At 33.8% G+C, this 23,206-nt stretch carries 24 protein-coding genes; 21 read left to right on the plus strand and 3 right to left on the minus strand.

Translation table 11 applies throughout. The annotated features are described in order from the left end of the window. Position 1: 1 nt before the first annotated feature. The 15 genes from CVO_RS06115 (at position 2) to CVO_RS06185 (ending at position 14,486) form a co-directional block, all read left to right on the plus strand. Positions 2 to 355, plus strand: a complete 354-nt coding sequence (locus tag CVO_RS06115) for a NifB/NifX family molybdenum-iron cluster-binding protein (protein ID WP_159570884.1) — start codon at positions 2 to 4, stop codon at positions 353 to 355. A 180-nt stretch (positions 356 to 535) separates the two neighbouring features. Next, positions 536 to 1,981 (plus strand): IMP dehydrogenase, encoded by a 1,446-nt coding sequence (guaB, locus tag CVO_RS06120; RefSeq protein ID WP_152299089.1) that lies wholly within the window; start codon positions 536 to 538, stop codon positions 1,979 to 1,981. Between the two features lie 135 nt (positions 1,982 to 2,116). After that, positions 2,117 to 3,079, plus strand: coding sequence for an SLAC1 anion channel family protein (locus CVO_RS06125; protein WP_159570887.1), 963 nt, complete (start codon positions 2,117 to 2,119; stop codon positions 3,077 to 3,079). 59 nt (positions 3,080 to 3,138) lie between these two features. Continuing rightward, positions 3,139 to 3,525 carry a DUF6858 family protein gene (locus CVO_RS06130; protein WP_159570890.1) on the plus strand — a complete coding sequence of 129 codons (387 nt, stop codon included), beginning with the start codon at positions 3,139 to 3,141 and terminating at the stop codon, positions 3,523 to 3,525. A gap of 75 nt (positions 3,526 to 3,600) precedes the next feature. Then, positions 3,601 to 4,866 carry an O-acetylhomoserine aminocarboxypropyltransferase/cysteine synthase family protein gene (locus tag CVO_RS06135; protein WP_159570893.1) on the plus strand — a complete coding sequence of 422 codons (1,266 nt, stop codon included), beginning with the start codon at positions 3,601 to 3,603 and terminating at the stop codon, positions 4,864 to 4,866. A gap of 2 nt (positions 4,867 to 4,868) precedes the next feature. Next, positions 4,869 to 5,975, plus strand: a complete 1,107-nt coding sequence (metX, locus tag CVO_RS06140; protein ID WP_152299085.1) for a homoserine O-acetyltransferase MetX — start codon at positions 4,869 to 4,871, stop codon at positions 5,973 to 5,975. Continuing rightward, on the plus strand, positions 5,968 to 6,195 hold the full coding sequence (gene xseB, locus CVO_RS06145) for an exodeoxyribonuclease VII small subunit (RefSeq protein ID WP_152299084.1): 228 nt from the start codon (positions 5,968 to 5,970) through the stop codon (positions 6,193 to 6,195). Before metX ends, xseB begins: the two co-directional genes overlap by 8 nt. 49 nt (positions 6,196 to 6,244) lie before the next feature. Next, entirely contained in the window at positions 6,245 to 7,042 is a 798-nt protein-coding gene (locus CVO_RS06150) for a carbon-nitrogen hydrolase family protein (protein ID WP_159570896.1), read from the plus strand. Next, entirely contained in the window at positions 7,039 to 7,710 is a 672-nt protein-coding gene (locus tag CVO_RS06155; protein WP_152299082.1) for a HesA/MoeB/ThiF family protein, read from the plus strand. Before CVO_RS06150 ends, CVO_RS06155 begins: the two co-directional genes overlap by 4 nt. Positions 7,711 to 7,801: 91 nt before the next feature. Then, the gene (locus CVO_RS06160) at positions 7,802 to 8,938 is read left to right on the plus strand and encodes a succinyldiaminopimelate transaminase (protein ID WP_159570899.1); all 1,137 of its coding nucleotides are present in this window, start codon (positions 7,802 to 7,804) and stop codon (positions 8,936 to 8,938) included. After that, positions 8,935 to 9,438, plus strand: coding sequence for a hypothetical protein (locus CVO_RS06165; protein WP_159570902.1), 504 nt, complete (start codon positions 8,935 to 8,937; stop codon positions 9,436 to 9,438). Before CVO_RS06160 ends, CVO_RS06165 begins: the two co-directional genes overlap by 4 nt. Before the next feature lie 4 nt (positions 9,439 to 9,442). Next, positions 9,443 to 10,756 carry a UDP-N-acetylmuramate--L-alanine ligase gene (gene murC / locus CVO_RS06170; RefSeq protein WP_159570905.1) on the plus strand — a complete coding sequence of 438 codons (1,314 nt, stop codon included), beginning with the start codon at positions 9,443 to 9,445 and terminating at the stop codon, positions 10,754 to 10,756. Further along, complete coding sequence (locus CVO_RS06175; RefSeq protein ID WP_159570908.1) at positions 10,756 to 11,085, plus strand: hypothetical protein; 330 nt, start codon at positions 10,756 to 10,758, stop codon at positions 11,083 to 11,085. Before murC ends, CVO_RS06175 begins: the two co-directional genes overlap by 1 nt. Beyond that, entirely contained in the window at positions 11,076 to 13,295 is a 2,220-nt protein-coding gene (locus tag CVO_RS06180) for an endonuclease MutS2 (RefSeq protein WP_159570911.1), read from the plus strand. Before CVO_RS06175 ends, CVO_RS06180 begins: the two co-directional genes overlap by 10 nt. After that, positions 13,296 to 14,486, plus strand: coding sequence for a BaiN/RdsA family NAD(P)/FAD-dependent oxidoreductase (locus CVO_RS06185; RefSeq protein WP_159570914.1), 1,191 nt, complete (start codon positions 13,296 to 13,298; stop codon positions 14,484 to 14,486). A 31-nt stretch (positions 14,487 to 14,517) separates the two neighbouring features. Here CVO_RS06185 and CVO_RS06190 read toward each other — a convergent pair whose 3' ends face one another. Further along, complete coding sequence (locus CVO_RS06190; RefSeq protein WP_159570917.1) at positions 14,518 to 15,855, minus strand: deoxyguanosinetriphosphate triphosphohydrolase; 1,338 nt, start codon at positions 15,853 to 15,855, stop codon at positions 14,518 to 14,520. Positions 15,856 to 16,007: 152 nt separating this feature from the next. On the opposite strand from CVO_RS06190, the gene CVO_RS06195 reads away from it, so the two are divergent. The 4 genes from CVO_RS06195 to CVO_RS06210 all read left to right on the plus strand — a co-directional run bounded on the left by CVO_RS06195 (position 16,008) and on the right by CVO_RS06210 (position 19,059). Further along, positions 16,008 to 16,562 carry a LemA family protein gene (locus CVO_RS06195; RefSeq protein WP_159570920.1) on the plus strand — a complete coding sequence of 185 codons (555 nt, stop codon included), beginning with the start codon at positions 16,008 to 16,010 and terminating at the stop codon, positions 16,560 to 16,562. Between the two features lie 10 nt (positions 16,563 to 16,572). Further along, positions 16,573 to 17,514, plus strand: a complete 942-nt coding sequence (locus CVO_RS06200) for a DUF3137 domain-containing protein (RefSeq protein WP_159570923.1) — start codon at positions 16,573 to 16,575, stop codon at positions 17,512 to 17,514. Then, a complete protein-coding gene (locus CVO_RS06205) occupies positions 17,511 to 18,290 on the plus strand; it encodes an EI24 domain-containing protein (RefSeq protein WP_159570926.1) in 780 nt (259 codons plus the stop codon). Before CVO_RS06200 ends, CVO_RS06205 begins: the two co-directional genes overlap by 4 nt. Positions 18,291 to 18,360: 70 nt before the next feature. Further along, a complete protein-coding gene (locus CVO_RS06210; protein WP_159570929.1) occupies positions 18,361 to 19,059 on the plus strand; it encodes a c-type cytochrome in 699 nt (232 codons plus the stop codon). 24 nt (positions 19,060 to 19,083) lie between these two features. On the opposite strand, the gene CVO_RS06215 is transcribed toward CVO_RS06210, so the two are convergent. Continuing rightward, positions 19,084 to 19,500 carry a hypothetical protein gene (locus CVO_RS06215; RefSeq protein WP_152299069.1) on the minus strand — a complete coding sequence of 139 codons (417 nt, stop codon included), beginning with the start codon at positions 19,498 to 19,500 and terminating at the stop codon, positions 19,084 to 19,086. 100 nt (positions 19,501 to 19,600) lie between these two features. Here CVO_RS06215 and trpB point away from each other — a divergent pair, with 100 nt between their 5' ends. Further along, positions 19,601 to 20,809 carry a tryptophan synthase subunit beta gene (trpB, locus tag CVO_RS06220; RefSeq protein ID WP_152299068.1) on the plus strand — a complete coding sequence of 403 codons (1,209 nt, stop codon included), beginning with the start codon at positions 19,601 to 19,603 and terminating at the stop codon, positions 20,807 to 20,809. Between the two features lie 55 nt (positions 20,810 to 20,864). Here the strand turns inward: trpB and CVO_RS06225 are convergent, their stop codons facing one another. Further along, on the minus strand, positions 20,865 to 21,530 hold the full coding sequence (locus tag CVO_RS06225) for a c-type cytochrome (protein WP_159570932.1): 666 nt from the start codon (positions 21,528 to 21,530) through the stop codon (positions 20,865 to 20,867). A 122-nt stretch (positions 21,531 to 21,652) separates the two neighbouring features. Between CVO_RS06225 and CVO_RS06230 the strand changes: the two genes are divergently transcribed. Beyond that, positions 21,653 to 23,203 (plus strand): GGDEF domain-containing protein, encoded by a 1,551-nt coding sequence (locus CVO_RS06230; protein WP_159570935.1) that lies wholly within the window; start codon positions 21,653 to 21,655, stop codon positions 23,201 to 23,203. Positions 23,204 to 23,206: the final 3 nt, after the last annotated feature.

Consider the following 23,206-nt stretch of genomic DNA (forward strand, 5'->3'; position numbering starts at 1 on the left):
GATGAAAAAATATTTTAAAGTTTTTTATATAATGCTATTTTTTACATCTCTGCTCTTTGCTGAGCAAAAAAAAGATGTTGATTTAACAAAATCATCATGCACTATTGCTGTTGCCGCAGTTGAAGAAACTGCAAATTCAAAAATCAGCGAAATAGCCGGAAAAGCTCCATATTATCTTATATTTGATGAAAAAGGCATTTTACTGCAAAGCATTAAAAATCCGGCACAAAACAGCAGACGAAATTCAAGTTCATTAGTAGTTGATTTTCTTGTGCAAGAGTCATGCAAAACAGTAATTGCCGGAAAATTCGGAACTAAAATGCAAAAGCAATTAAAAGCAATTAAAAGCAAATAATATTCAATTTTACGAACATGAAGGCATAGCAAAAGAGGTTCTTCAATCTTTTACAAAAAAATAAATTAAAAAACAATTTTATATTTACAGGTTGCTTTACCTTTTTTTAACCACAAAAAAGCTATAATCCAACGAATTTTATAGAAACATAAATAACTTCTACCCCTTAAAAGGATTCTCATGAAAATTCGTAAACGCGCTCTTACATTTGAAGATGTACTACTTGTACCTCAGTACTCTGAAATACTGCCAAAAGAGGTCTCTTTAGAGACAAAACTAACCCGTAATATTTCTTTAAAAATCCCTATGGTTTCAGCTGCAATGGATACCGTTACCGAGTATAGAGCAGCTATTGCTATGGCTAGACTTGGCGGAATCGGAATTATCCATAAGAACATGGATATTGAAACACAATGCAAACAGGTAAAAAAAGTTAAAAAAAGCGAAAGCGGTGTAATTATAGATCCAATTTATGTTCACCCTGATGCAACACTTGCTGAAGCAAACGCTCTTATGAGCGAATTTAAAATCTCAGGTGTTCCTGTAATTGATACAAATAACAAACTTTTAGGCATTCTTACAAATCGCGATATGAGATTTGAAAAAGATATGACAAAAAAAGCAGATGAAGTTATGACAAAAATGCCTCTTGTAACTGCTACAAAAGGTATATCTTTAGATGATGCTGCTGATATTATGCACCAAAATAAAATAGAAAAACTTCCAATTATAGATGAAGATGGATATTTAAAAGGTTTAGTTACTATAAAAGATATCAAAAAACGCATAGAGTACCCAAATTCGAATAAAGATGATTTTGGAAGACTTGTTGTTGGAGCTGCTATTGGTGTTGGACAATTAGATCGCGCAAAAGCTTTAGTTGAAGCAGGTGTTGATGTTTTAGTTTTAGACTCTGCGCATGGTCACTCAAGAGGCATTTTAGATACCGTCAGAAAAATTAAAGAGACTTTGGAGATTGATGTAATTGCCGGAAATATTGCAACCGCTGAAGCTGTTGAAGCACTAATTGAAGCCGGAGCAGATGGAGTTAAAGTCGGAATTGGACCAGGTTCAATCTGTACAACGCGCATCGTTGCCGGTGTAGGTGTACCTCAAATCACTGCAATTGCAGAGTGTGCGGATGCAGCTAGAAAACATGGTGTTCCTATTATAGCTGATGGCGGAATTAAATACTCTGGAGATATTGCTAAAGCTTTAGCAGTAGGTGCAAGCTGTATTATGGCGGGTTCTTTATTGGCTGGAACAGAAGAATCTCCGGGAGACACAATTATGTTTCAAGGTCGTCAATATAAATCTTACCGTGGTATGGGAAGTATCGGAGCTATGCAGAAAGGTTCAACTGACAGATATTTTCAAGAAGGAACTGCTTCTGACAAACTTGTTCCTGAAGGAATCGAAGGCCGTGTTCCTTTCCGAGGAAGCATTGCAGGCATAGTGCATCAAATGATGGGTGGACTTCGTTCGTCGATGGGTTATTGCGGCAGTGAAAGCATCGAAGCTTTCTGGGACAAAGCTGAATTTGTAGAGATAACAAGTGCAGGTCTAAAAGAGAGTCATGTCCATGATGTTATTATCACACAAGAAGCTCCAAATTATCATATATAATATAAATCGATATTTGATACGCCTCTTTTTTTGAGGCAAATTATGATGTGCACTCAACATTTATTGACTTTTACTATAGAAAATAGTAAGATTTATTAAAATTATAAATATTAATAATAGTAATAAAGGCTTTAAATGGAAACTGTTTCGGATTATAATAGGTTAAAATTTTTTCCTATTATGATGTATGCAATTGTTATGGGTTTAAGCGGATTAACAATTACATATCAAAAAGCCGCAATTTTGCTTAATTTCCCTCATATTATAGGGGAAATACTTATGTATGCCACCACAACTGTTTTCATAATTATTTCATATATTTACATAAAAAAGTTTTTTAAATATAAAATAGCCGTTAAAAGTGAATTTTCACATCCTGTTAGAATAAACTTTTTTGCTGCTATATCTATTTCTATGCTTATGCTGGCAATTATATATAAAGAAAGTTTTCCTACTATAAGTGCCGTTTTTTGGTATCCTGGAACATTACTGCACTTCTATTTGACAATGCATACAATCTCTTTTTGGGTAAATCATAACCAAGAGATAAATCACTCAAATCCTGCATGGTTTATACCTATAGTAGGAAATGTTTTGGTACCGGTTGCAGGCATTGGTTTTGCAGATCTTGGTTTATTATTGTATTTTTTTAGTGTTGGAATGTTTTTTTGGGTTATTTTATTTGCGGTAATACTCAACAGAATTATTTTTCACAATCAAATAGCAGTAAAATTTATGCCGACTCTTTTTATATTGATTGCACCTCCGGCTATCGGTTTTATAGCTTATTTTAAAATGTTTGGAATAATAGATTTTTTTGCTGTTATGCTCTTTAATCTGGCTCTGTTTTTTACTATTTTAGTTATTTTTATGTATAAAAATTTTATAAAAATAAAGTTTTTTATCTCATGGTGGGCATTTGTATTTCCTATTGCAGCAATGGCGATTAGTGCCATGCTTATGTATAATCAGAACAGTTGTATCTTTTTACTGCTTCTCTCTTATGCAATGATTGCAGCAATAACAATTATTGTATCTATTGTAACTTATCAAACAGTTATACATATAATTAAAAAAGAGATCTGTGTTCAAGAATAAAATTTAATATAATATAAATTTTGTTAAAATCCCACTCAAATTTAATAATAGGAAAAAAAATGAAAAAAACAGTTTTTATGGACAAATACCCAATATTTAGCTTAGAGTTGACAAAAGATGAAATGAAAGTTTCAAACACAAAAGAGATAGCTGAGTATTTTAAAGAAAAAATACAAAATCATCCAATAGCGCAATTTATATCTATTTTTGATCACTATTCACATACAAAAAGCTTAAACGGAGCAATTATGGATGGCTTAATTGATGCTCAAAATGTTATTTTTTGTTTTGGACAGGCAATACCTAACACTAAAATGTTAGCAGTTAGACCGAGAAGCATAGGCATTTGCGAATTTGAAGACAGAGTTATTATAGAATTTTTAGAAGCTCCAAAAGAGGAGATGCATAAATTGATGGAAGATTGGGCAAGAGATTTAAAAAAATAAATACAGCACACTTAAAACTAACATTAAACCATTTTAGATAAAATACCTTTAAATATTTAAAACGAGGTAAATTAAATGGATTTGCAAACCAAAGCATTGCATGCTGGATATACAAAAGATTCTCAAGGAACTATGGCTGTACCGATTTATCAAACAACTGCATATGAGTTTCGTGATGTTCAGCATGCGGCGGATCTCTTCTCCTTAAAAGAGCTGGGAAATATTTACACTCGTTTAAACAACCCCACTACAGATGTTTTTGAAAAAAGATTTGCAGAACTTGAGGGTGGAGAGGCTGCACTTGCGACATCAAGCGGAATGAGTGCTATATTTTTTGCTATAGCAAATGCAGCAGAAGCCGGAGATAACATTATTTGTGCAAGGCAACTCTACGGCGGAAGCTTAACACTAAGCACCCACACTTTAAAAAGATTTGGCATTGAAGCTAGATTTTTTAATGTACACGACACCTCTTCATTAGAATCTCTTATAGATGACAAAACAAAAGTTATCTTTTTTGAATCTTTAACAAATCCAAGTATAGATGTAGCAGATATTGAAGTAATTACTAAAATTGCAAACAAACATGGCATTCTCTCGGTAGTTGACAACACTGTTGCAACGCCTGTTTTATGCCGTCCATTTGAGCATGGAGCAGATATTATCGTTCATAGTGCCAGCAAATATACAACAGGCCAAGGCTTGGCAATCGGTGGAATTTTAGTGGAGAGAAAAAATCTTATTGAAAAGCTCAAAGCAAATCCTCGTTATGAACAATTCAATAAGCCGGATGCATCTTATCATGGCTTAATCTATGTAGATACAAATTTGCCGCCTTACACTCTAAGAGCAAGACTCTCTCTTTTAAGAGATTTGGGTGCTGTTTCATCTCCTTTTAACTCATGGCTCTTTATTCAAGGGATGGAAACGCTTTCACTTCGCATGCGTGAACACTCGAAAAATGCTCTGGAATTAGCACATTTTTTAGAATCCCATCCTAAGGTTAAAAAAGTAAATTATCCTGGTTTACAAAGTAATTTTAACTATAAAAATGCTCAAAAATATTTCGACAACGGTGCATGCAGCGGACTTTTAAGTTTTGAGGTTGAAACATTTGAAGAAGCTGCTAAAATAGTAAATGCAACAAAACTCTATTCACTTGTTGTAAATATAGGTGATTCAAAATCTATAATTACGCATCCGGCTTCTACAACACACCAGCAATTAAGCAAAGATGAACTTAATGCATGCGGTGTTCCTGCCGGACTAATTAGAATATCTTGTGGATTAGAAAGCATTATGGATTTGATTGCTGATATGAAACAGGCGTTAGAGGCCTAAAATTGTCACTAAACCTAAAAACATATACCGAACATTTTACAAATCCTCTTTATTTAGAAAGCGGTCGTATTTTAGAACCTTATGATATAACATATGAGACTTATGGAAAACTCAACGACACCAAAAGCAATGTTGTTGTTGTCTGTCATGCGCTCACAGGTTCTCACCATTGTGCCGGAATCTACGAAGGCGATAAAAAAACCGGCTGGTGGGATTCTCTTATCGGTCCGGGCAAAGCTGTTGATACTGATAAATATTTTGTAATTTGTACAAATGTTATCGGCAGTTGTTTTGGTTCAACTGGACCTATGAGTCCGCAGTATCCTCATCATAACCCATATCGATATAAATTCCCTGTTGTTACTATTAAAGATATGATTAAAGCACAAAGAATCCTTTTTGATAAACTAGGTATTCACAATGTTCATGCAATTATCGGCGGTTCAATGGGTGGAATGCAAGCTCTTCAGTTTGCAATAACATACCCAAATTTCGCATCTAAAATCATCTCTTTGGCAACAACACACGCGACACAACCATGGGCTATAGCTTTTAACAAAGTATCTCAAGAGGCGATACTAAAAGACCCTGATTTTAAACAAGGTTACTATGAAAAAGAAGATATCGCAAAGAATGGCTTATCCGGAATGGCTGTGGGAAGAATGGCTGGGCATATAAGCTTTTTATCGCATGAGTCAATGCAAGATAAATTTGGCAGAGAATATAGAAATACCGACGGTCTTTATGAGTTATTTGGAAAGTTTCAAGTTGAACTCTATCTGGAGTATAACGGCTATAACTTCACAAAATGGTTTGATCCGCTATCATATCTCTATATAACAAAAGCGATAAATATTTATGACTTATCTCGAGGATTTGATTCATTAAACGAAGCTTTAGAAAAAGTAAAAGCTGAATTACATCTTATTAGTTTTAAAAACGACCTACTCTTTAGAAACTATGAAATGAAAGAAATAAGCGATACACTCACTAAAATTGGGCATAAAAATCATCACTATTTAGATATAGACAGCGATTACGGACATGATGCATTTTTAGTTGAAATAGAGAAATTTAAAGAGTATATAAAGGATGTTTTAAATGACTAAGAAAGATGTTACTAAAGAAACCGAAGGTTTTACTAAAGAAACCGAAGGTTTTGAATCAAAACTGCAAAGTGCTAAAAAAATTTTAGAAACTCTGATGAATCCTGATATTACACTCGCAGACAGCGTTAAAGCATATGAAGAGGGAATGGGTGAGTTAGCAAAGGCTCAAAAAATACTGGAAGAAGCAGAGATTAAAATAACGCAGATAAAAGGAAAATAGTAATGTCCGCATTTTGTAGTGATAATAACATCAGCAAAGATAGTATCTAGTGCGTGCTGCGGTGCTTCAACTAAGTTCTCAGGGAATGAGTTCTACAAAATTATATAACTACATACGAATCGCAAATAAGCAGGGTGTAAAAGTTTTACTTTTAGGCGAATATATATTAAATCCATTTTTTAAAGAACTTCAAACTCTATCTATAAGTATGATAAAAGAGCAGGCTCAACATCAAATTAAAATATTAAAAGAGTTGGCTTCTACCTACAGTTTAACAATTATTGCGCCTCTTATTATTGTAAAAAAAGATAAAATCTATAAAACTATTGCAAAATTCACCCCTTCTTCTTCCTACTATTATCAACAACAGATTCTTATAAATTATGCTCACTGGAATGAAGAGAATTTTTTCGCAAACAAGCCAAAAGCTGTTCAAGCACCTTTAATATTTAAAATTGACAACTTTAAATTTGCAGTAATAAGCGGATTTGAACTCCATTTCGATAAGATATGGGAACAAATATCTTCTAAAAATATTGATTGCGTTTTAGTTCCAAGTGTTTCAACTTTTGGTTCATATGAGAGATGGAAAAATCTAATACTTTCACGCGCTTTTACACAAAACTGCTATATTTTAAGAGCAAATAGAATTGGTGAGTATTGTGATAATGAATTTACATGGAGTTTTTACGGTGATTCACTTTTAGCTTCACCAAACGGCGAATTACTGGAGCATTTAGGTAACAAGGAAGAACTTATGATTGTAGATATGAGTCATTATGATGTAGCAAAAGCCAGAGAATCTTGGGGATTTAAAGAGATTATAGATAAAAGGAGTTTATTATGATGAACTATTTTCACCGTCAAGTCCAACTTTGGGGAGAAAAGACACAAATGTCTCTTCAGAATAAAAAGATAGCTATCATCGGAGCCGGCGGTTTAGGCAGTTCACTTGCTTTTGCCCTTGGTGCCAGTGGTATTGGTGAAATTCATATGGTTGATTTTGATGAAGTTTCAACTCACAACATTCATCGTCAAATAGCTTTTAAAGTCGGTGATGAGGGTCAAAACAAAGCTACACTCAATGCTTTGTTGATTGAGAAGAGATGTCCTTTTGTCAAAGCAGCTGCTCATGAATGCACTTTTAAAGAATTTACAAAAAAAAATATAAAAGTAGATCTTATCATAGATGCGACTGACAACTTGCCTACCCGCGCAGAGATTGACACTTATTGCAAAACTGAAAATTTACCATGGATTTACGGAAGTGTCGAAGCTTTTCACGGACAGGTATGTTTTTTTGAAAAAGCATCATTTAAAGATGCATTTAAAATAACTTCTCAAACCCCTGCAGGAATAACGGCTCCTATAGTAATGCATATTGCTTCACTTCAAGCAAATTTAGCACTGAGATATTTAGCAGATCTTAGTGTGAAAAAAGATCAGCTGTATTATCTTTTTTTTAATAACGAGGGAGAGTTAGTTACTCAAAAATTTGGACTTCCAAAGAATTAGCATCATTAAACAATATCTTTTAAATAATTATTAATTTATCTTTTACGGATTTTAGATATAATTTTATCTATTATAAAAGGCTATATAAACTATGAATTTTGAACCATATCCATTTGAAAAACTTAATAATTTACTAAAAGACATTGCTCCAAACAAAGAGTATGAAGCATCAACTCTAACTATAGGCGAACCGCAATTTGAAACTCCTAAATTTATACAAGAAGCACTTTGCAAAAGCTCTTCTCAACTTAGAAAATATCCTAAAACTACAGGCGAAGATGATTTAAGAGCAGCTCAAAGAGAATTTGTAACAAAAAGATTCGGCGTCGAGCTTACCAATGAACAGATTATCCCTACTTTTGGAACTAGAGAAGTTCTTTTTAACTTTCCTCAGTTTTTCCTTTTTGATAAAAAAGATCCCGTAATTGCTTTTACAAACCCTTTTTATCAAATTTATGAAGGTGCTGCAATTGCTTCAAGAGCTAAAACTATATATCTAAATCTTACTCCGCAAAACAATTTTAAACCTGAGATAGATGAATCACTATTATCTACCTGCAATATGGTAATCTTGAATTTTCCAAACAATCCAACAACATCTACTCTGACTTTAGAAGAGCTGGGAGAATGGGTAAATCTGGCACTAAAACATGATTTTGTGCTTTTAAACGATGAGTGTTACAGTGAGATATATACCGACAAACCGATACCTTCTCTTCTGGAGGCATCTTTGTATGTAGGAAACAAGGCATTTAAAAACATTTTAGTTATCAACTCTGTCTCAAAGCGCTCTTCAGCTCCAGGTCTTCGTTCTGGATTTATTGCCGGAGACGAAAGTATCTTAAAAGAGTACCTAGGTTATAGAACATATATTGGCTGTGCTTCCCCTCTTCCGCTTCAAAGTGCAGCTACAGCTGCTTGGAGTGATGAAAAGCATGTAGAAGCTGCAAGAGAGATTTATAAAAAAAATTTTAAAATAGCAAAAGAGATTTTAGATATTGAAATCCCAAAAGCAACTTTTTATATATGGCTGAGAGTTCCAAACTCTTTGGAGTTTACAAAAAAACTTTATCATCAGTATAATGTAAAAGTTTTGCCTGGAGAATACTTAGCAAGAGAAGATGCAAACGGCACCAATCCCGGTAAAAATTTTATAAGAATTGCACTGGTCGAAGATGAAGAGAAAACAAGAAGTGCGCTTCTTAGAATAAAGGAGTGTTTGGTATGAGTAAAGTAGAAAATTTAAAAGCAGAGATTTTAAAAGCACAGCAAGACGGAGATATCGCTTCACTTTATGTGCTTGAACAGCAAGCTCATGACACTCTTGATGAAGAGACCATTCATGGGTTTTATGCAAATATCCTTGACTTGGCACTAGAGAGATTAACTGACACACTTGAATCTCATAGAGTTATGGATATGAACGAGGTTCAAGATTTTGCAACGCTTAGAGCACTCTATGAATATGCCATAGAACATTACAGTGCCGGTAAACTTTCCGATGCAAGCGCTCTGTTTGAAGTTCTAAGCGGTCTGAGCAATGACAAAAAGTTTTCTTTGGCTTTAAAATTTCACTGGATTGCATCCAAAGAAAACCTCTCATTAGATGATTTTCTCTCAAAAATTGCCGATATTGACGCAACTCAAAATGCAGGAACATTTTATATAAGCTGTTTTAAAGAAGAGGCACAAAAATTATTAAATGACTCTATAATAGATGCGGGGTAATTAAATGAAGATTCACTTTATCGGAATTGGCGGAATCGGAATATCGGGTTTAGCGCAATATATGCACTTTCAAGGTCATGAAATCAGCGGATCGGACATTGCTGAAACTATTATTACTAAAAAACTTAGAGAGATAGGCATCTCTGTTACAATCCCCCATAATGCGTCTTCAATAACAGATCAGGATTTAGTTATCCACTCCGCAATTATACGCCCAGATAATCCTGAAATCGTTGAAGCCAAAACAAAGGGTATAAAGGTTTTAGCACGCCGCGAAGCACTGCTGCAGATTTTAAACACTTCAAAAGTTTATGCTGTTGCAGGTGCTCATGGAAAGAGTACAACTACAGCTATCTTAACTGCCATTATGAATGGTTCGGCCATTATTGGTGCAGAATCCAAAGCATTTGGTTCAAATGTGCGCTACAACGAAAAAACAGATGTTATGCTTTTTGAGGCTGATGAGAGTGACGGAAGCTTTATAAACTCAAATCCGCATTGCGCTATCGTTATAAATGCAGAGCCTGAACATATGGAGTATTATGACTACAACTATGAGCTTTTTTACGACTCATATAAAACCTTTATAAAATCTGCTCCATGCCGTGTTTTAAATGCTGAAGATCCATTTCTCAGTACATTAATCAATGAAATTGATGCTACATGGCTTTATCCCAGCAAAGATATTACAAATATAGAGTTTGTACTTATAGATGATGAACCTCATACAAGATTTACTCTGAAAAATTTAGGTAGTTTTGATGTTTGGGGATTTGGAAAACATATAGCTCTTGATGCAGCCTTGGCAATTTTAGCCGCACATGAATCTATGAACATTGAAGAAATAAGAAAAAAAACACTTAACTTTAAGGGAATTAAAAAACGATTTGATATTGTCGGATCTGAAAAGGACAGCGTAATCATTGATGATTATGGACACCACCCAACAGAGATAAAAGCAACATTTGAGTCGGTAAAAGAGTATGCTCTTTTAAAAGGTTTTGATCAAATTACTGCAATTTGGCAGCCGCACAAATACTCTCGTACTATAGACAATCTTGAAGAGTTTATAAAGTGTTTTGAGGGCGTTGGAGAACTTGTTATCCTTCCTGTGTGGTCTGCAGGAGAGTCTAGCAGGGATATTGATTTTAAAGAAAAATTTAAAAAATACAACTTAATAATTGCAGATAATATTACAAGAGCAAACAATACTATCTCTGTTATAAAAAATAAAGAAACACTTAAAATATTAAACAAAGGTCTTATTATCGGCTTTGGTGCCGGTGATTTAACTTATCAAATAAGAGGAACTGCTTAATGACATATATAATTGGACTTGTAGTTGTAGGACTCTTTTTTTTGACTCTGCACTACTTTACGGAATTGACCCGTTCTCAAAAAACAGCAGTGACAGCTGTAGTTTTGTTTATTGTTTTATTTGCCATTGCATTTAATTCTTACAATAATGCTAAAACAGAAAAAATGTTAGATGCGGTTACACGATTTAAACAGGGTAAAACTATTGAGTGCAGCGGGGTTAAAGTAAATGACAAAAATTTTACGCTTAGCATCGGAACATACACTTTTATAGGCAAAGAAAACACTCCATACTATAATCAGATGATTAGTGCATCTACATGCGAGTAAACAATAATACAAAAGTTGATCTGCTTATCAATCAACTTGATTTAAATGAGCATATCAATCTATTTAAACAATTTTTTTCACGCCAAAGCTCTCTCTATATGGAAGGAGATCAGGAACTTCACTACCGCTACATAAAAGCACTTGATTCTATTGAGTTTAAAGCTCCTCCAAAAGTTGCTGATTTTTTTACCATAAAAGTACATTTAAAAAAACATGGTGTTTTACTTTTTGAGCAAATTTTTGAGATAGTAAAAGTCGTAAGATATTTTCGCTATTTTAAAAACAAAGAAGTTAAAGGTATCATCGGTGAATGGATGGATAAATTTGAAATTGAGCCGAAATTTTTAGATATTGAAAAATACTTTACTCATGAGGGGAAGTTTGATGAAAATCTTGATGAAACTCTCTTTGGATTAAGCAGAAGAATAAAAGAGCATAAAGCCAATATAAATGAATCACTAAAAAGGCTTACATCAAGCCAAAAACTCTCACCTTATCTTATCGATACCCAGATACACCTTCTAAACGATGAAGAGTGTCTTTTAGTCCGCGGCGGATTCAACCATGTTCTAAAAGGTGCGGTTGTAGGAAGAAGCAGCAGTGGAGGCTTTTATGTTTCACCCGACAATATACTTAAATCAAAAGAGCAAATCCGATATATAAATGAAGAGAGAGAGGCTATATTTTATAACTATGCAAAAGAGTTTTCTTCCAAACTTACCGATCTTCTGCCATTTATAAATTTTATAGACAAAGAGTTTACAAAGTTTGACAACTATCAGGCAAGAGTTCTTTTTGCAAAAGCAAAAGATCTTCAGCTTGTAAAATCAAAAAAAGACTCTAAGATAGTTCTAAACAGTTTTATACACCCTGCTCTGCATCATGCAAAACCGATACATGTAGATTTCTCTAAAAATATTTTAATGATAACCGGTGTAAATGCCGGCGGTAAAACAATGCTTTTAAAGTCTATTTTAAGTGCGGCTTTTATGGCAAAATATATCATTCCAATGAAGCTGAATGAGCATAAGTCACATATTGGAAGTTTTAAAAATATTCTTGCCATTATAGACGATCCGCAAAATGTAAAAAACGATATCTCTACCTTTGCAGGGCGTATGCAGGAGTTCTCCAAAATATTTGAGTATAAAGATGCGCTTGTAGGCGTTGATGAGATAGAGCTTGGAACAGACAGTGATGAGGCTGCGGCACTCTTTAAAGTTATACTCGATGAGCTGATACTGCGCGGACAAAAGATAGTCGTAACTACACACCACAAACGCCTTGCAGCACTTATGGCAGACCGCGAAGATGTGGAGCTTATGGCAGCAATTTATGATGAGGCGAATAGAGTTCCAACCTATGAATTTATGCACGGTATCATCGGCAAAAGCTACGCATTTGAGACAGCCAGCAGATACGGAATCTCAAATAAAATCGTAAATGAAGCAAAAGAAGTTTACGGCGACAACAGCGAAAAACTAAATTTGCTTATAGAAAGAGGTTCACAGCTTGAACGAGAGCTAAAACAAAAACATAAAAAAGTAGATGAAAAACTCGAAGAACTAGAAGCAAAAAAGCGTGATTTAAAAGAGGAAAAAGAAAAATTTTTTCAAGAGCTTCAAAAAGAGAAGAGTGCTTTAAAAAGCAGCTATGAAAATGCCATAAACGAAGCAAAACAAGCTGCGCGTGCCGGTGATACACAGGCTATCCACAGAGCCATGAACAGAGCCAGAAAAAAGCTGCCTCAGGAAAAAACAGAGCCGCTGCAAACAGATGCAGAGTTTAAAGTAGGCGATAATGTAAAATACCATAGCAAAAAAGGGACTATCGTCTCCATGAAAGATAAGAAAGAGGCGATTGTTGAGATAGACGGAATGCGCGTTCGAGCAAAAACCTCACAGCTTAAACATACACAAATTTTACAACAAAAACATAAAACAGATGTAAGCGTAAATGTCAAAAGAAGAGCCGGACTTAAATGCGATCTTCACGGAATGAGAGCAGATGAGGCTATAGAGGTGTTAGATAAGTTTATCTCCGATGCACTAATAAACGGCTGGGATGAAGTCATAATCTATCACGGCATAGGCACAGGAAAACTCTCTTATGCGGTTAAAGAGTTTTTAAAAACCCATCCAAAAGTCAAAAAGTTTGAAGATGCACCACAACATATGGGCGGATTTGGAGCAAAGATTGTGACACTGTAAATGAAAAAAGTAGCAATTATCGGGGGTGGAGCAAGCGGGCTTTTATGCGCTATTTTTTGTGCAAAAGAAGGTGTGCGTGTAGATTTGTTTGAGCAAAACACAAAGTGTGCAAAAAAGATTTTAGTTTCGGGAAACGGGCGTTGCAATATCACAAATAGAAATTTAAACCCAAATGACTACTACTCACAAAATCCATCTTTTGTAGAATATGCTCTTAAAGAGTTTGGCTTTGACAAATTTGAAAAATTCTGCGAAAACATTGGACTTTTGCTTGACATCAAAGAGGATGGGCGTGTGTATCCTCTTAGTAATGAAGCAAAAAGTGTTGCTTCACTTCTTTTAAATCATGCAAAAAATCTCGGTGTAAATATTCATACCAACGAAAAAATCACAGATATAAAAGAACTCTTTTGTAAATATGATGCTACAGTTGTTGCAACAGGCTCTGAAGCAGCAACACATCTTGGCGGCAATAGAGACGGTTTAGAGTTTGCCGAAACCTTTGGACATACTATACTTCCTACTTATCCCTCTTTAGTGCAGCTGCATCTAAAATCAAACACTCCAAAAAAGATGAGCGGAGCAAAGACAGAGGGCGAAGTTACTCTGCTGATAAACAACAAAAATGAGCGTACATGCAGCGGCGATATACTATTTACAGATTATGGAATTTCAGGTTTTGCTGTCTTAGATCTCTCACAGGAAGCAAGCATTGCTCTGATGGAGTTTGCACATGTAAACATCTCCATCAACCTGCTTCCGCATTTTAATGCACATAAACTCTCCAACCACATAAACAAAACAGCTTCTTTGCAACCCGATTTTACAGCAGCGGATATTTTAGCAGGAGTTATTCCCCTTAAAATTGCATCAGGAATTTTGGAAGAACTGCAAATTTCACCATCTTTAAACGCTGATGCTATCGACATAAAACTTAGTAAAAAAATTGCAAATCAGATACTAAACTGGCGTTTTGAAGTAAGCGATACTCACGGTTTCCGCCATGCAGAAGTAAGCGGTGGCGGAGTTGACACAACAGAGATAAACCCAAAAACATTTGAATCACTCAAACAAAAAAATCTCTACTTCTGCGGGGAAGTGCTTGATGTAGTCGGCCGCCGCGGCGGCTATAATTTTGCTTTTGCCTGGGCAAGCGGCTATCTGGTTGCTAAAAATATAGCTAAAGCTTAAATTATGCCTAAAAGTTGAGCAAAGTGGTTTACTAGTAGCCCATTCCATTGAGTTGATGAGCTACATATTTAGCATGATTATCTGTCATACCGACGATATAGTCGATTACTCTCTGATACATATTATATAAACTTTTTGTTTTTTTAGGTCTATTTTCACCCATAAGTTCTAAAGCTCTTTTATATCTGAAAGAGAGTTTTGAATCATCTCCTTTTTTGTAAAACTCATATGCCGCATGCATCAAATTGTCAAGCAGTGTCTCTATAATATTATAAGCTCCAAGTTCTAACTCTATTTTTCTTTTTTCATTAAATATTTTTGCACTAGCAAGTCTCTTTGCTTCTTTTATTGCATTTTTATACTCCTCTTTTGTAAAGAGTTCTATCAAATCTCTTGGCTGATCATCGCTCATAATAGCATCAAAATTTTCTTCAAATACTTCCATTGTATGCATAGCTAGATTGTGTATAGATATAGCAACAAGTTTTGAAACTTTTTTCGTATCTGAATACTCTGTATTGCTGTATATTTTTTCCACTTCCTCTTTAGTGCAAATAAGCGTAAAAATATTTTGCATATCTCTTAAAGCTATGATATTTAACTCTAATGCGTCTTGCAAATCAAGCAAACCATAACATATGTCATCAGAAGCTTCCATAAGGTAAGAGAGAGGATGTCTTTTGTATGTTCCGTCTGCTTTTAACAATCCAATTTCATTAAAAAGAAGTTGAAAAAAACTCTCTTCACTTTGAAAATAGTTAAATTTTGATTTGCCTATGTTTTTACAATGACTTGATGCATGCGGATACTTTACCAAAGCTCCAAGCGTTGCAAAAGTGAGATTCATTCCGCCTCTAAAGAGATTATTTTCTATCTGCGTCACTACTCGAAAACTTTGTGCATTTCCGTCAATATGCATAAAATCTTCCAGCTCATTTTGCGACAATCCATTTAAAAACTCCTCTTCTTTATGCGTCTCAAACCACTCTTTTATCACCTCTTCTCCGGCATGTCCAAAAGGAGGATTGCCGATATCATGGGCTAAACATGCTGTTTGAATAATGTAAGCAACATCATAAGGGTCTATCTTGATTTGAGGATATTTTTTGTTTAAAAATTCTCCTGCTTTTAATCCCAAGCTTCTGCCAACACTTGCAACTTCCAAACTATGCGTAAGCCGGTTGTGAACATGGTCATTTTTTGAAAGCGGATGAACCTGCGTCTTTTTTGAGAGTCTTCTAAATGCATTAGAAAATATTATTCTGTCATAATCTTTATGAAAACTGCTTCTATAATACTCTTCATTTTTATCTTCAACTATCTCATCGGCGTTATAATATCTTTTTTTTGAGAGTAACTTTTCCCACATTTTGTATTTCCATAAAATTAAATTTTATATTGTTATACCATATTTTTTTGTTAACAAAGTTATATTATTGCATAGATAAAAAAATTTAAAAATGAAAAACTCAACTTTTTTTGGATAAACTATCTTAAACACTACTCTTAAAGGATTCTTACATGCTAACATCACTTATTGTTTTAATTGTTATAGTTTTAATTTTAGCTTTAATGTACAACTCACTTATCGCAAAGAAAAATCAAGTTGAAAATATTTTTGCAAGTGTAGATACAGTTTTAAAAAAACGATATGACCTTATTCCAAATCTTGTTGCATCCGTAAGCAAATATATGGAGCATGAAAAGTCACTTTTAGAAAAAGTTACAAAACTTCGCGCAGAAGCCAACAAACCAAATCTAAGTGATAAAGATAAAATTGCTCTTGATGCAAAGGTGACTTCTGCACTTGGTTCTATTATGGTGGCAGTTGAAAACTACCCTGAACTTAAGGCAATTGAAAATGTTATGCATCTTCAGCACACTCTCCATGAAGTAGAAGAGCAGATATCTGCTTCAAGACGCGCTTACAATCAAGCTGTAACAGACTACAACAACGCTATCGAAATGGTTCCGACAAATTTTATGGCTTCTTTGATGAATTATAAAAGAAAAGAGGTTTTTGAAATTCCTGAAAACGAAAGAAAAAATGTAGATATCAAAAAACTTTTTAATTAAAGCTATATAAATGAAAAGTGTAAGTGAACTTACCGATTTTTACTATAAAAATCTTTTTCCTACTCTGCAAGAACTTGAAAATGATAGAAAAAATCTTAAACAAAAAATCATTTTTACAGCATTTGCTTTAATGGCTCTATTTGCTCTTATCGCTTACATTTTAGAAAATTTTTATGAATTTATAATCTTTGCATATATTGCTTTTGGCGCGGTAATATACAAATTTTTAATTCATGATTATACACATGAGTTTAAAATCAAGGTTATTAAACCTCTTGTTCATGCGATAGACGACACTCTGCTCTACTCTTCTAAAACTCATGTTTCAGACTATTTTTTTGAGCACTCCGAACTATTTTCTAAGCCTGATAAACTTAGCGGCAATGACTATGTCAAAGGACAAATTGATGGCATAAACATCCAGTTTTCAGATATTCATGCACAAAAAAGAGAGAGAAGCTCAAAAGGAAAAGAACACTGGAGTACAATATTTCAAGGTCTATTTATCGTTGCTGATTTTAATAAAAATTTTTACGGTCAAACAGTAGTTTTACCAGATACCGCTCAAAGCAGTTTTGGTACTATTATCGGTCACTGGATGCAGTCAAACAACTTAGCTAGAAATGAGCTTGTTAAGATGGACGACCCTGAATTTGAAAAAGAGTTTGTTGTCTACTCTACAAATCAAATAGAGGCTAGATATATCCTCTCTAACTCATTAATGAAAAAACTCCTTGCTTTTAAACAAAAATCCAATCATAAAATCCATATCTCATTTATAGGCAGCCACATCTATATGGCTATTAGCTACAAGAAAGATCTTTTTGAGCCGTCTATCTTTCATTCACTTTTAGACTATAAAATTGCTATGGAGTATGTAAAAACTCTCCATTTGGCAATCAGTGTTGTCGAAGAACTAAAATTAAATCAAAAACTATGGAGCAAAAGATGAACGAAAAAGAGATACTCTTACAAAGCGTAAAAGATTTTTTAACACTCAAAATGCTCAAATACGCTCTTTTACCCTTTATTATGAGTTTAATAATCATGTACATAATCTTCTTTGTCATAGCAGGAATCGGAGTAGAACAGCTTGGCACACTAAATATTGAAAGTTCTCAAACTACGATAGAAAACGGCATACCACATACAGAAACTCTGCAGGCAGAACTTGAAGGTTCCAGTATTATAAAATTTTTGATGAGTTATACGCTTACATCATGGTTGGCAACCTTTCTTATCTATGCCGTAGGAGGTTTTTTGACAATATATCTCTCTATCTTTGTAGCAATAATCATCATTGGTTTTTTAACCCCTTTTGTTTTAAAAGAACTTCAAAAAAGAGACTATATGGATATTGAAATGATAGGCTACTCAAATATTTTCTCTTCTATTTTTTTAGCGCTTAAGTGGGGAGCAATAATGATTTTTCTCTTTTTTTTATTTATACCGCTCTATTTTATTCCACTCTTAAACATAATTGCACTCAATATGCCGCTCTACTACTTTTTTCATAAAATGCTAACATTTGATATCTCTTCAAATATTTGTACTAAAGAGGAGGCCAAACAGATAGCCTTTTTCAACAAAAATAACTTAAGAATTAAAACACTTCTTCTTTACCTTATCTCACTTGTTCCATTTGCTATATTTTTCGGAGCTATTTTCTTTGTAATCTATCTGGGACATACATACTTTTTAGAAGTTAGAAAGATAAGAGCGAGTTAAAATTTTATTTTCATCTAGTTTTAACACCTTCTAATATACAATAATATTATTATTATAAAAAGGATAGCTTATGATTTTGAAATATACTATTTTATTTGCAGCTCTTTTTTTTACCGCATGTATAGACAATAAACCTGAAAAAAATTTAGACGGTAAAAAACTTTTAGAACAAAAATGTGCATCATGCCACGATTTAACCATGCCTCCTCTTTTGTCTCCTAATGAGCCGGCACCGCCTATTATGTCAGTCTCTTTTCATGTTTATGATTTTGTAAAACCAAATGATGAATCTCAAAGATTTAATACAGCGGTAGAGTTTGTTGTTGATTATGTAAAAGAGCCAAGCTTTGAAAAATCTATCTGTGACAAAGAGAGCTTAAAACAGTATGGACTTATGCCATCGCAAAAAGAGAAGGTAACAGATGATGAAACCAGAGCAATAGCAAAATATATGTTTACACACTATACTCAACAAAATCTCTCAGAAGCTATGAAAGCAAAAGCAAAATATGATGCACTTCCTCAAGGAGAGAAGATCGCATTAAAAAACAACTGCCTGGGATGTCATAAAGTTGATAAAGATCTAGTGGGACCATCATTTAAAAGTATACAAGAGAAATTTATCTCCTCTAAAAGTGCAATAAAAGAGAGCATAAAAAACGGAAGCAAAGGAAAGTGGGAAAACTTTAGAGCAATGATGCCGTCATATAAGCAACTAACAGATGAAGAATTAGAAACGCTTTCAGAGTGGATTATAAATCTTTCATAAAGGAGATATAAATTTTTCTATCTTTTATTTTTCTAATTCAAGATCATCAATCATACTTTCAATCAAAGAGATAATCAATCTTTCACTTATCTCTCCTTTAAAATCTCTTTGACTCGCATAAACTCGAGAGTTTTTATAAAAAAGTGTTATTTTTACAAAACCGTCATATGCATAATCAGAAGATGTCTTTGAAAGGGGATTATTGCATGTTTGTGCATAGTTTCTATACTCTACTCTAAGGCTATAAGGAGACTCTTTAATAAAAAAACCCTGCTCTTTTAAAAATTGCTGAGAAATTTCTTTAGAAAATTCATCTGTTGCTACAATATCTATGCTTTCTATCTTTGCGCCTATTTGACTTTTGTTATAAACATTTTTAATAATTTTTCCATCACAGCCTGCAAATAAAAAAATTAATAGTGCTAAAAAAATATTTTTCATGAAAAATTTTTACTTTTTTTATGATTGTAACAAAAAAATATTCTTTTTATAAGAAAATTTATTTCTTAATTGCTACAATTTGATAAAAAAGAGAAAATTTATGAAAAAACCATATTTAGAATCTATGCCTGATGCCAATGGATTTTTTGGAAAGTTCGGAGGTGCTTTTATTCCGCCGCAACTTGAAAAACCGTTTCAAGAGATCAATGAAGCGTATGACAAACTCTCAAAATCTTTTGTTTTTCTTGATGAACTCAAAAAGATCAGAAAACATTACCAAGGTCGCCCTACTCCAATCACCTACTGTAGAAACCTCTCAGATTTCGTTGGCGGAGGGCAAATTTACCTTAAGCGCGAAGATCTCAACCATACGGGTGCGCATAAACTCAACCACTGTATGGCAGAAGCACTCTTGGCAAAACATCTTGGCAAAAAGAAACTTATAGCTGAGACGGGAGCCGGGCAACACGGTGTAGCTCTTGCAACTGCAGCAGCATACTTCGGGCTGGAGTGTGAGATACATATGGGTGAAGTAGATATTGCAAAAGAGCATCCAAATGTCATTCGTATGCAAATACTAGGAGCCAAAGTTGTTCCTGCAAAACACGGACTTAAAACCCTTAAAGAAGCAGTTGACAGCGCATTTGAAGCCTACCTAAAAGATACGGACAATCAGCTCTTTGCCATAGGCTCAGTTGTGGGACCGCACCCTTTTCCGAAGATGGTCAGAGATTTTCAAAGCGTTGTCGGACTTGAGGCAAGAGAGCAGTTTTTAGAGATGACGGGCAAACTTCCAGACATGGTAACCGCGTGTATTGGAGGAGGAAGCAATGCAATGGGCATTTTTAGCGCTTTTATAGAAGAAGCTGTGAAGCTCTACGCCGTTGAACCTGCCGGAAAAGGAGCAAACATAGGTGAACACAGTGCAAGTCTAACTTATGGAAGCGAGGGGATAATGCATGGGTTCAACTCCATTATGCTCAAAGATAGCCAAGGCAATCCCGCTCCGGTTCACTCCATAGGAAGCGGTATAGATTATCCATCTGTTGGACCTGAGCATGCATATCTCAACAGTATAGGAAGAACAAATATTGGACTATGCAGTGATGATGAAGCGGTTGATGCATTTTACAAACTCTCGCAACACGAGGGGATTATTCCCGCTCTTGAGTCGGCACATGCAGTGGCATTTGCTATGAAGTACGCAAAAGAGAATCCAAAAGAGGCTATTTTAGTAAACCTCAGCGGAAGAGGAGATAAGGATATTGACTACATTGTAGAAAACTACCCCATTCCTATAAAAATGTGACTTTTAAAAACAAGATGAAAGAGGCTCTCACCTCTCTTCATCTTTTAAATTTTAATTAAAAAGTTGCAATATACTCTGAAACAGCTTTTATCTCTTCTTCACTTAAATTAGCAACTTGGCTTGTCATTAAACCTTTCATAACACCGCCATAAGTCTTGTTTTTATACCCTAAAAGCGCATCTTCTGTTTTTTTAGCATCCCAGCCTTTTATAACCTGAGACTTGCCAAGAGCTACTTTAGACCCATCTGCACCGTGACATCCTGCACAAACTTTGTATATTGCTGCTGCATCTATTTGCGGTGTTGCAGCAGCCTCTTTTGTATCTTCCTCTGCTGTTTCTATTGTAGCAGCAATTTCTGATGTAACCTCATCTGTTTTTTCTGAAACTTCTTCTTTCAATTCTTGAGTTGAAGAAGCAACATCAGATACAACCTCATCTGTTTTTTCTACAACTTTTGTCGTTACATCTTCAACTGTTTGAGAAACTTCCTCTTGTAACTCTTGAGTTTTTTCTGCAACATCAGATACAACTTCATCTGTTTTTTCTGCAACTTTTGTCGTTATATCTTCAGCTTTTTCAGAAGTTTTATTCTGAGTTTCTTTAATGTTTTGAACAACTTCTGTTTTTGTTTCTTCTACAACCTCTTTTGCTTCTTGTTTGTTTTCACTACTGCACCCTATTAAAAATAGTGCCGTTATCGTTGATAATAAAATTTTCATAACTAACTCCTTATACTTATAAGTATACTATATTTTTTACTTTATTTAGAAGTTAATAGTTTTTTTTAAAAATTTAGTATAGAATTGTTTAAAGCTGTAGTAAATTTAACAAAAGTTATTTTATGAAAATATTAAATATAGAAAAAAAAAGTGAAAGCTTTAAATACTTTGTTTTAATAACTATAATACCGATTCTTGGTGTCATAGTTATGTTCTCTTATGCCTTTTTTCATTTTCAGCAAGATTTAGATTTTATATCACATAAAAAAAGAGGTCTAAAAGTAATAACAGAGATACAAAAAACCATCTTTAATATTCAAAAAATCAGAGGTATGGTATACATAAAAAATCCTAATAAAAACTCTATTAAAAATATTGAGATAATAGAAGAAAAGATCTCAAAAAATTTAGTATCTCTAAAAAAGAGTCTCCAGCCCATAAAAAATGGCGCATCTTTAAAAAGTGACTTACTGAATTTTATAAATTCAGTAGAAAACAGCTCTTTACAAGACTCAAATTTTGAATATTTATCTAATATTATTAGTGAATTTATGATATTTTCAAATCGTATGTCTTATCATTACGAACTTATTCTAGATTCAAAATTGAGCTCTTTTATTTTGATAGACAATATTATCTATACTCTTCCACAACTCATAGAGCATAACGAGCAAATTAAGGCAATCGCATCAAATACAAAAGATAAGAATCTGACATATAATCAAAAAGAATACATAGCTGTACAACTAAATAAAATCAAAGAAAAATTAAATAAATTGGATTTTAATATGTCTCTGTTATATAAAAAAACACAATATAATGAACTAAAAATATATTATAAAAAAATGAAAGAAGCGCAAAATAGCGCTATATCATTCACTAAAGAAGATTTGCTAAATAGAGAAAAATTATCTCTTGAGTATGATAAAAATTTTACGCTTATAACAAAAAATATGGATTTAATTATAGGTTTATATAATACTAACTTAAATATTTTAAATAGAGATCTGGAAAATAGATTAAAAGAGATAAAACAGCTCTCTACCTATGTAGTTATAGCAGGATTGGCGTCCATTTTATTTATTGTATACATAAATAGATTTTTTTACTCCAGAAACAGAAGATTTATCAATAAAATACAGGAACTAACAATAACTGATTCAATGACCTCTCTTTACAACAGAAGATACTTTGATGAAGTATTTGAAAATAACTTAAGGATTCAAAAAAGAACAAATCAAACACTTATATTTATTATCTTAGATATAGATTTTTTTAAACAATACAATGATACATATGGGCATCAAGCAGGTGATTTAATTTTAAAAAAAGTCGCAAAAAGCTTAAAAGAGTCTCTAAAAAGAGCAGGTGATATGGCTTTTAGACTAGGAGGTGAAGAGTTTGGTATTTTATCTATAGGCATGAATGCTTCTGAAGCGCTCTTATTTGCAGACAATATTAGAAAAAAGATAGAAAATGCAAAAATTGAACATAGAAAGAGTAGTATAAGTGACTATCTAACTATTTCTATGGGGCTTATTATAATAGAACCAAGTAGCATAAATGACGCCAATGAAGTATATAAATGCGCTGATGAAGCACTCTATAGAGCGAAAGAAAACGGGCGGAATCAAGTAGTTATTTACGATACAAAATCATTCTGCAGAACTTAAAAC

Source organism: Sulfurimonas sp. CVO, from assembly GCF_009883775.1.
GTDB classification, from domain to species: domain Bacteria; phylum Campylobacterota; class Campylobacteria; order Campylobacterales; family Sulfurimonadaceae; genus Sulfurimonas; species Sulfurimonas xiamenensis.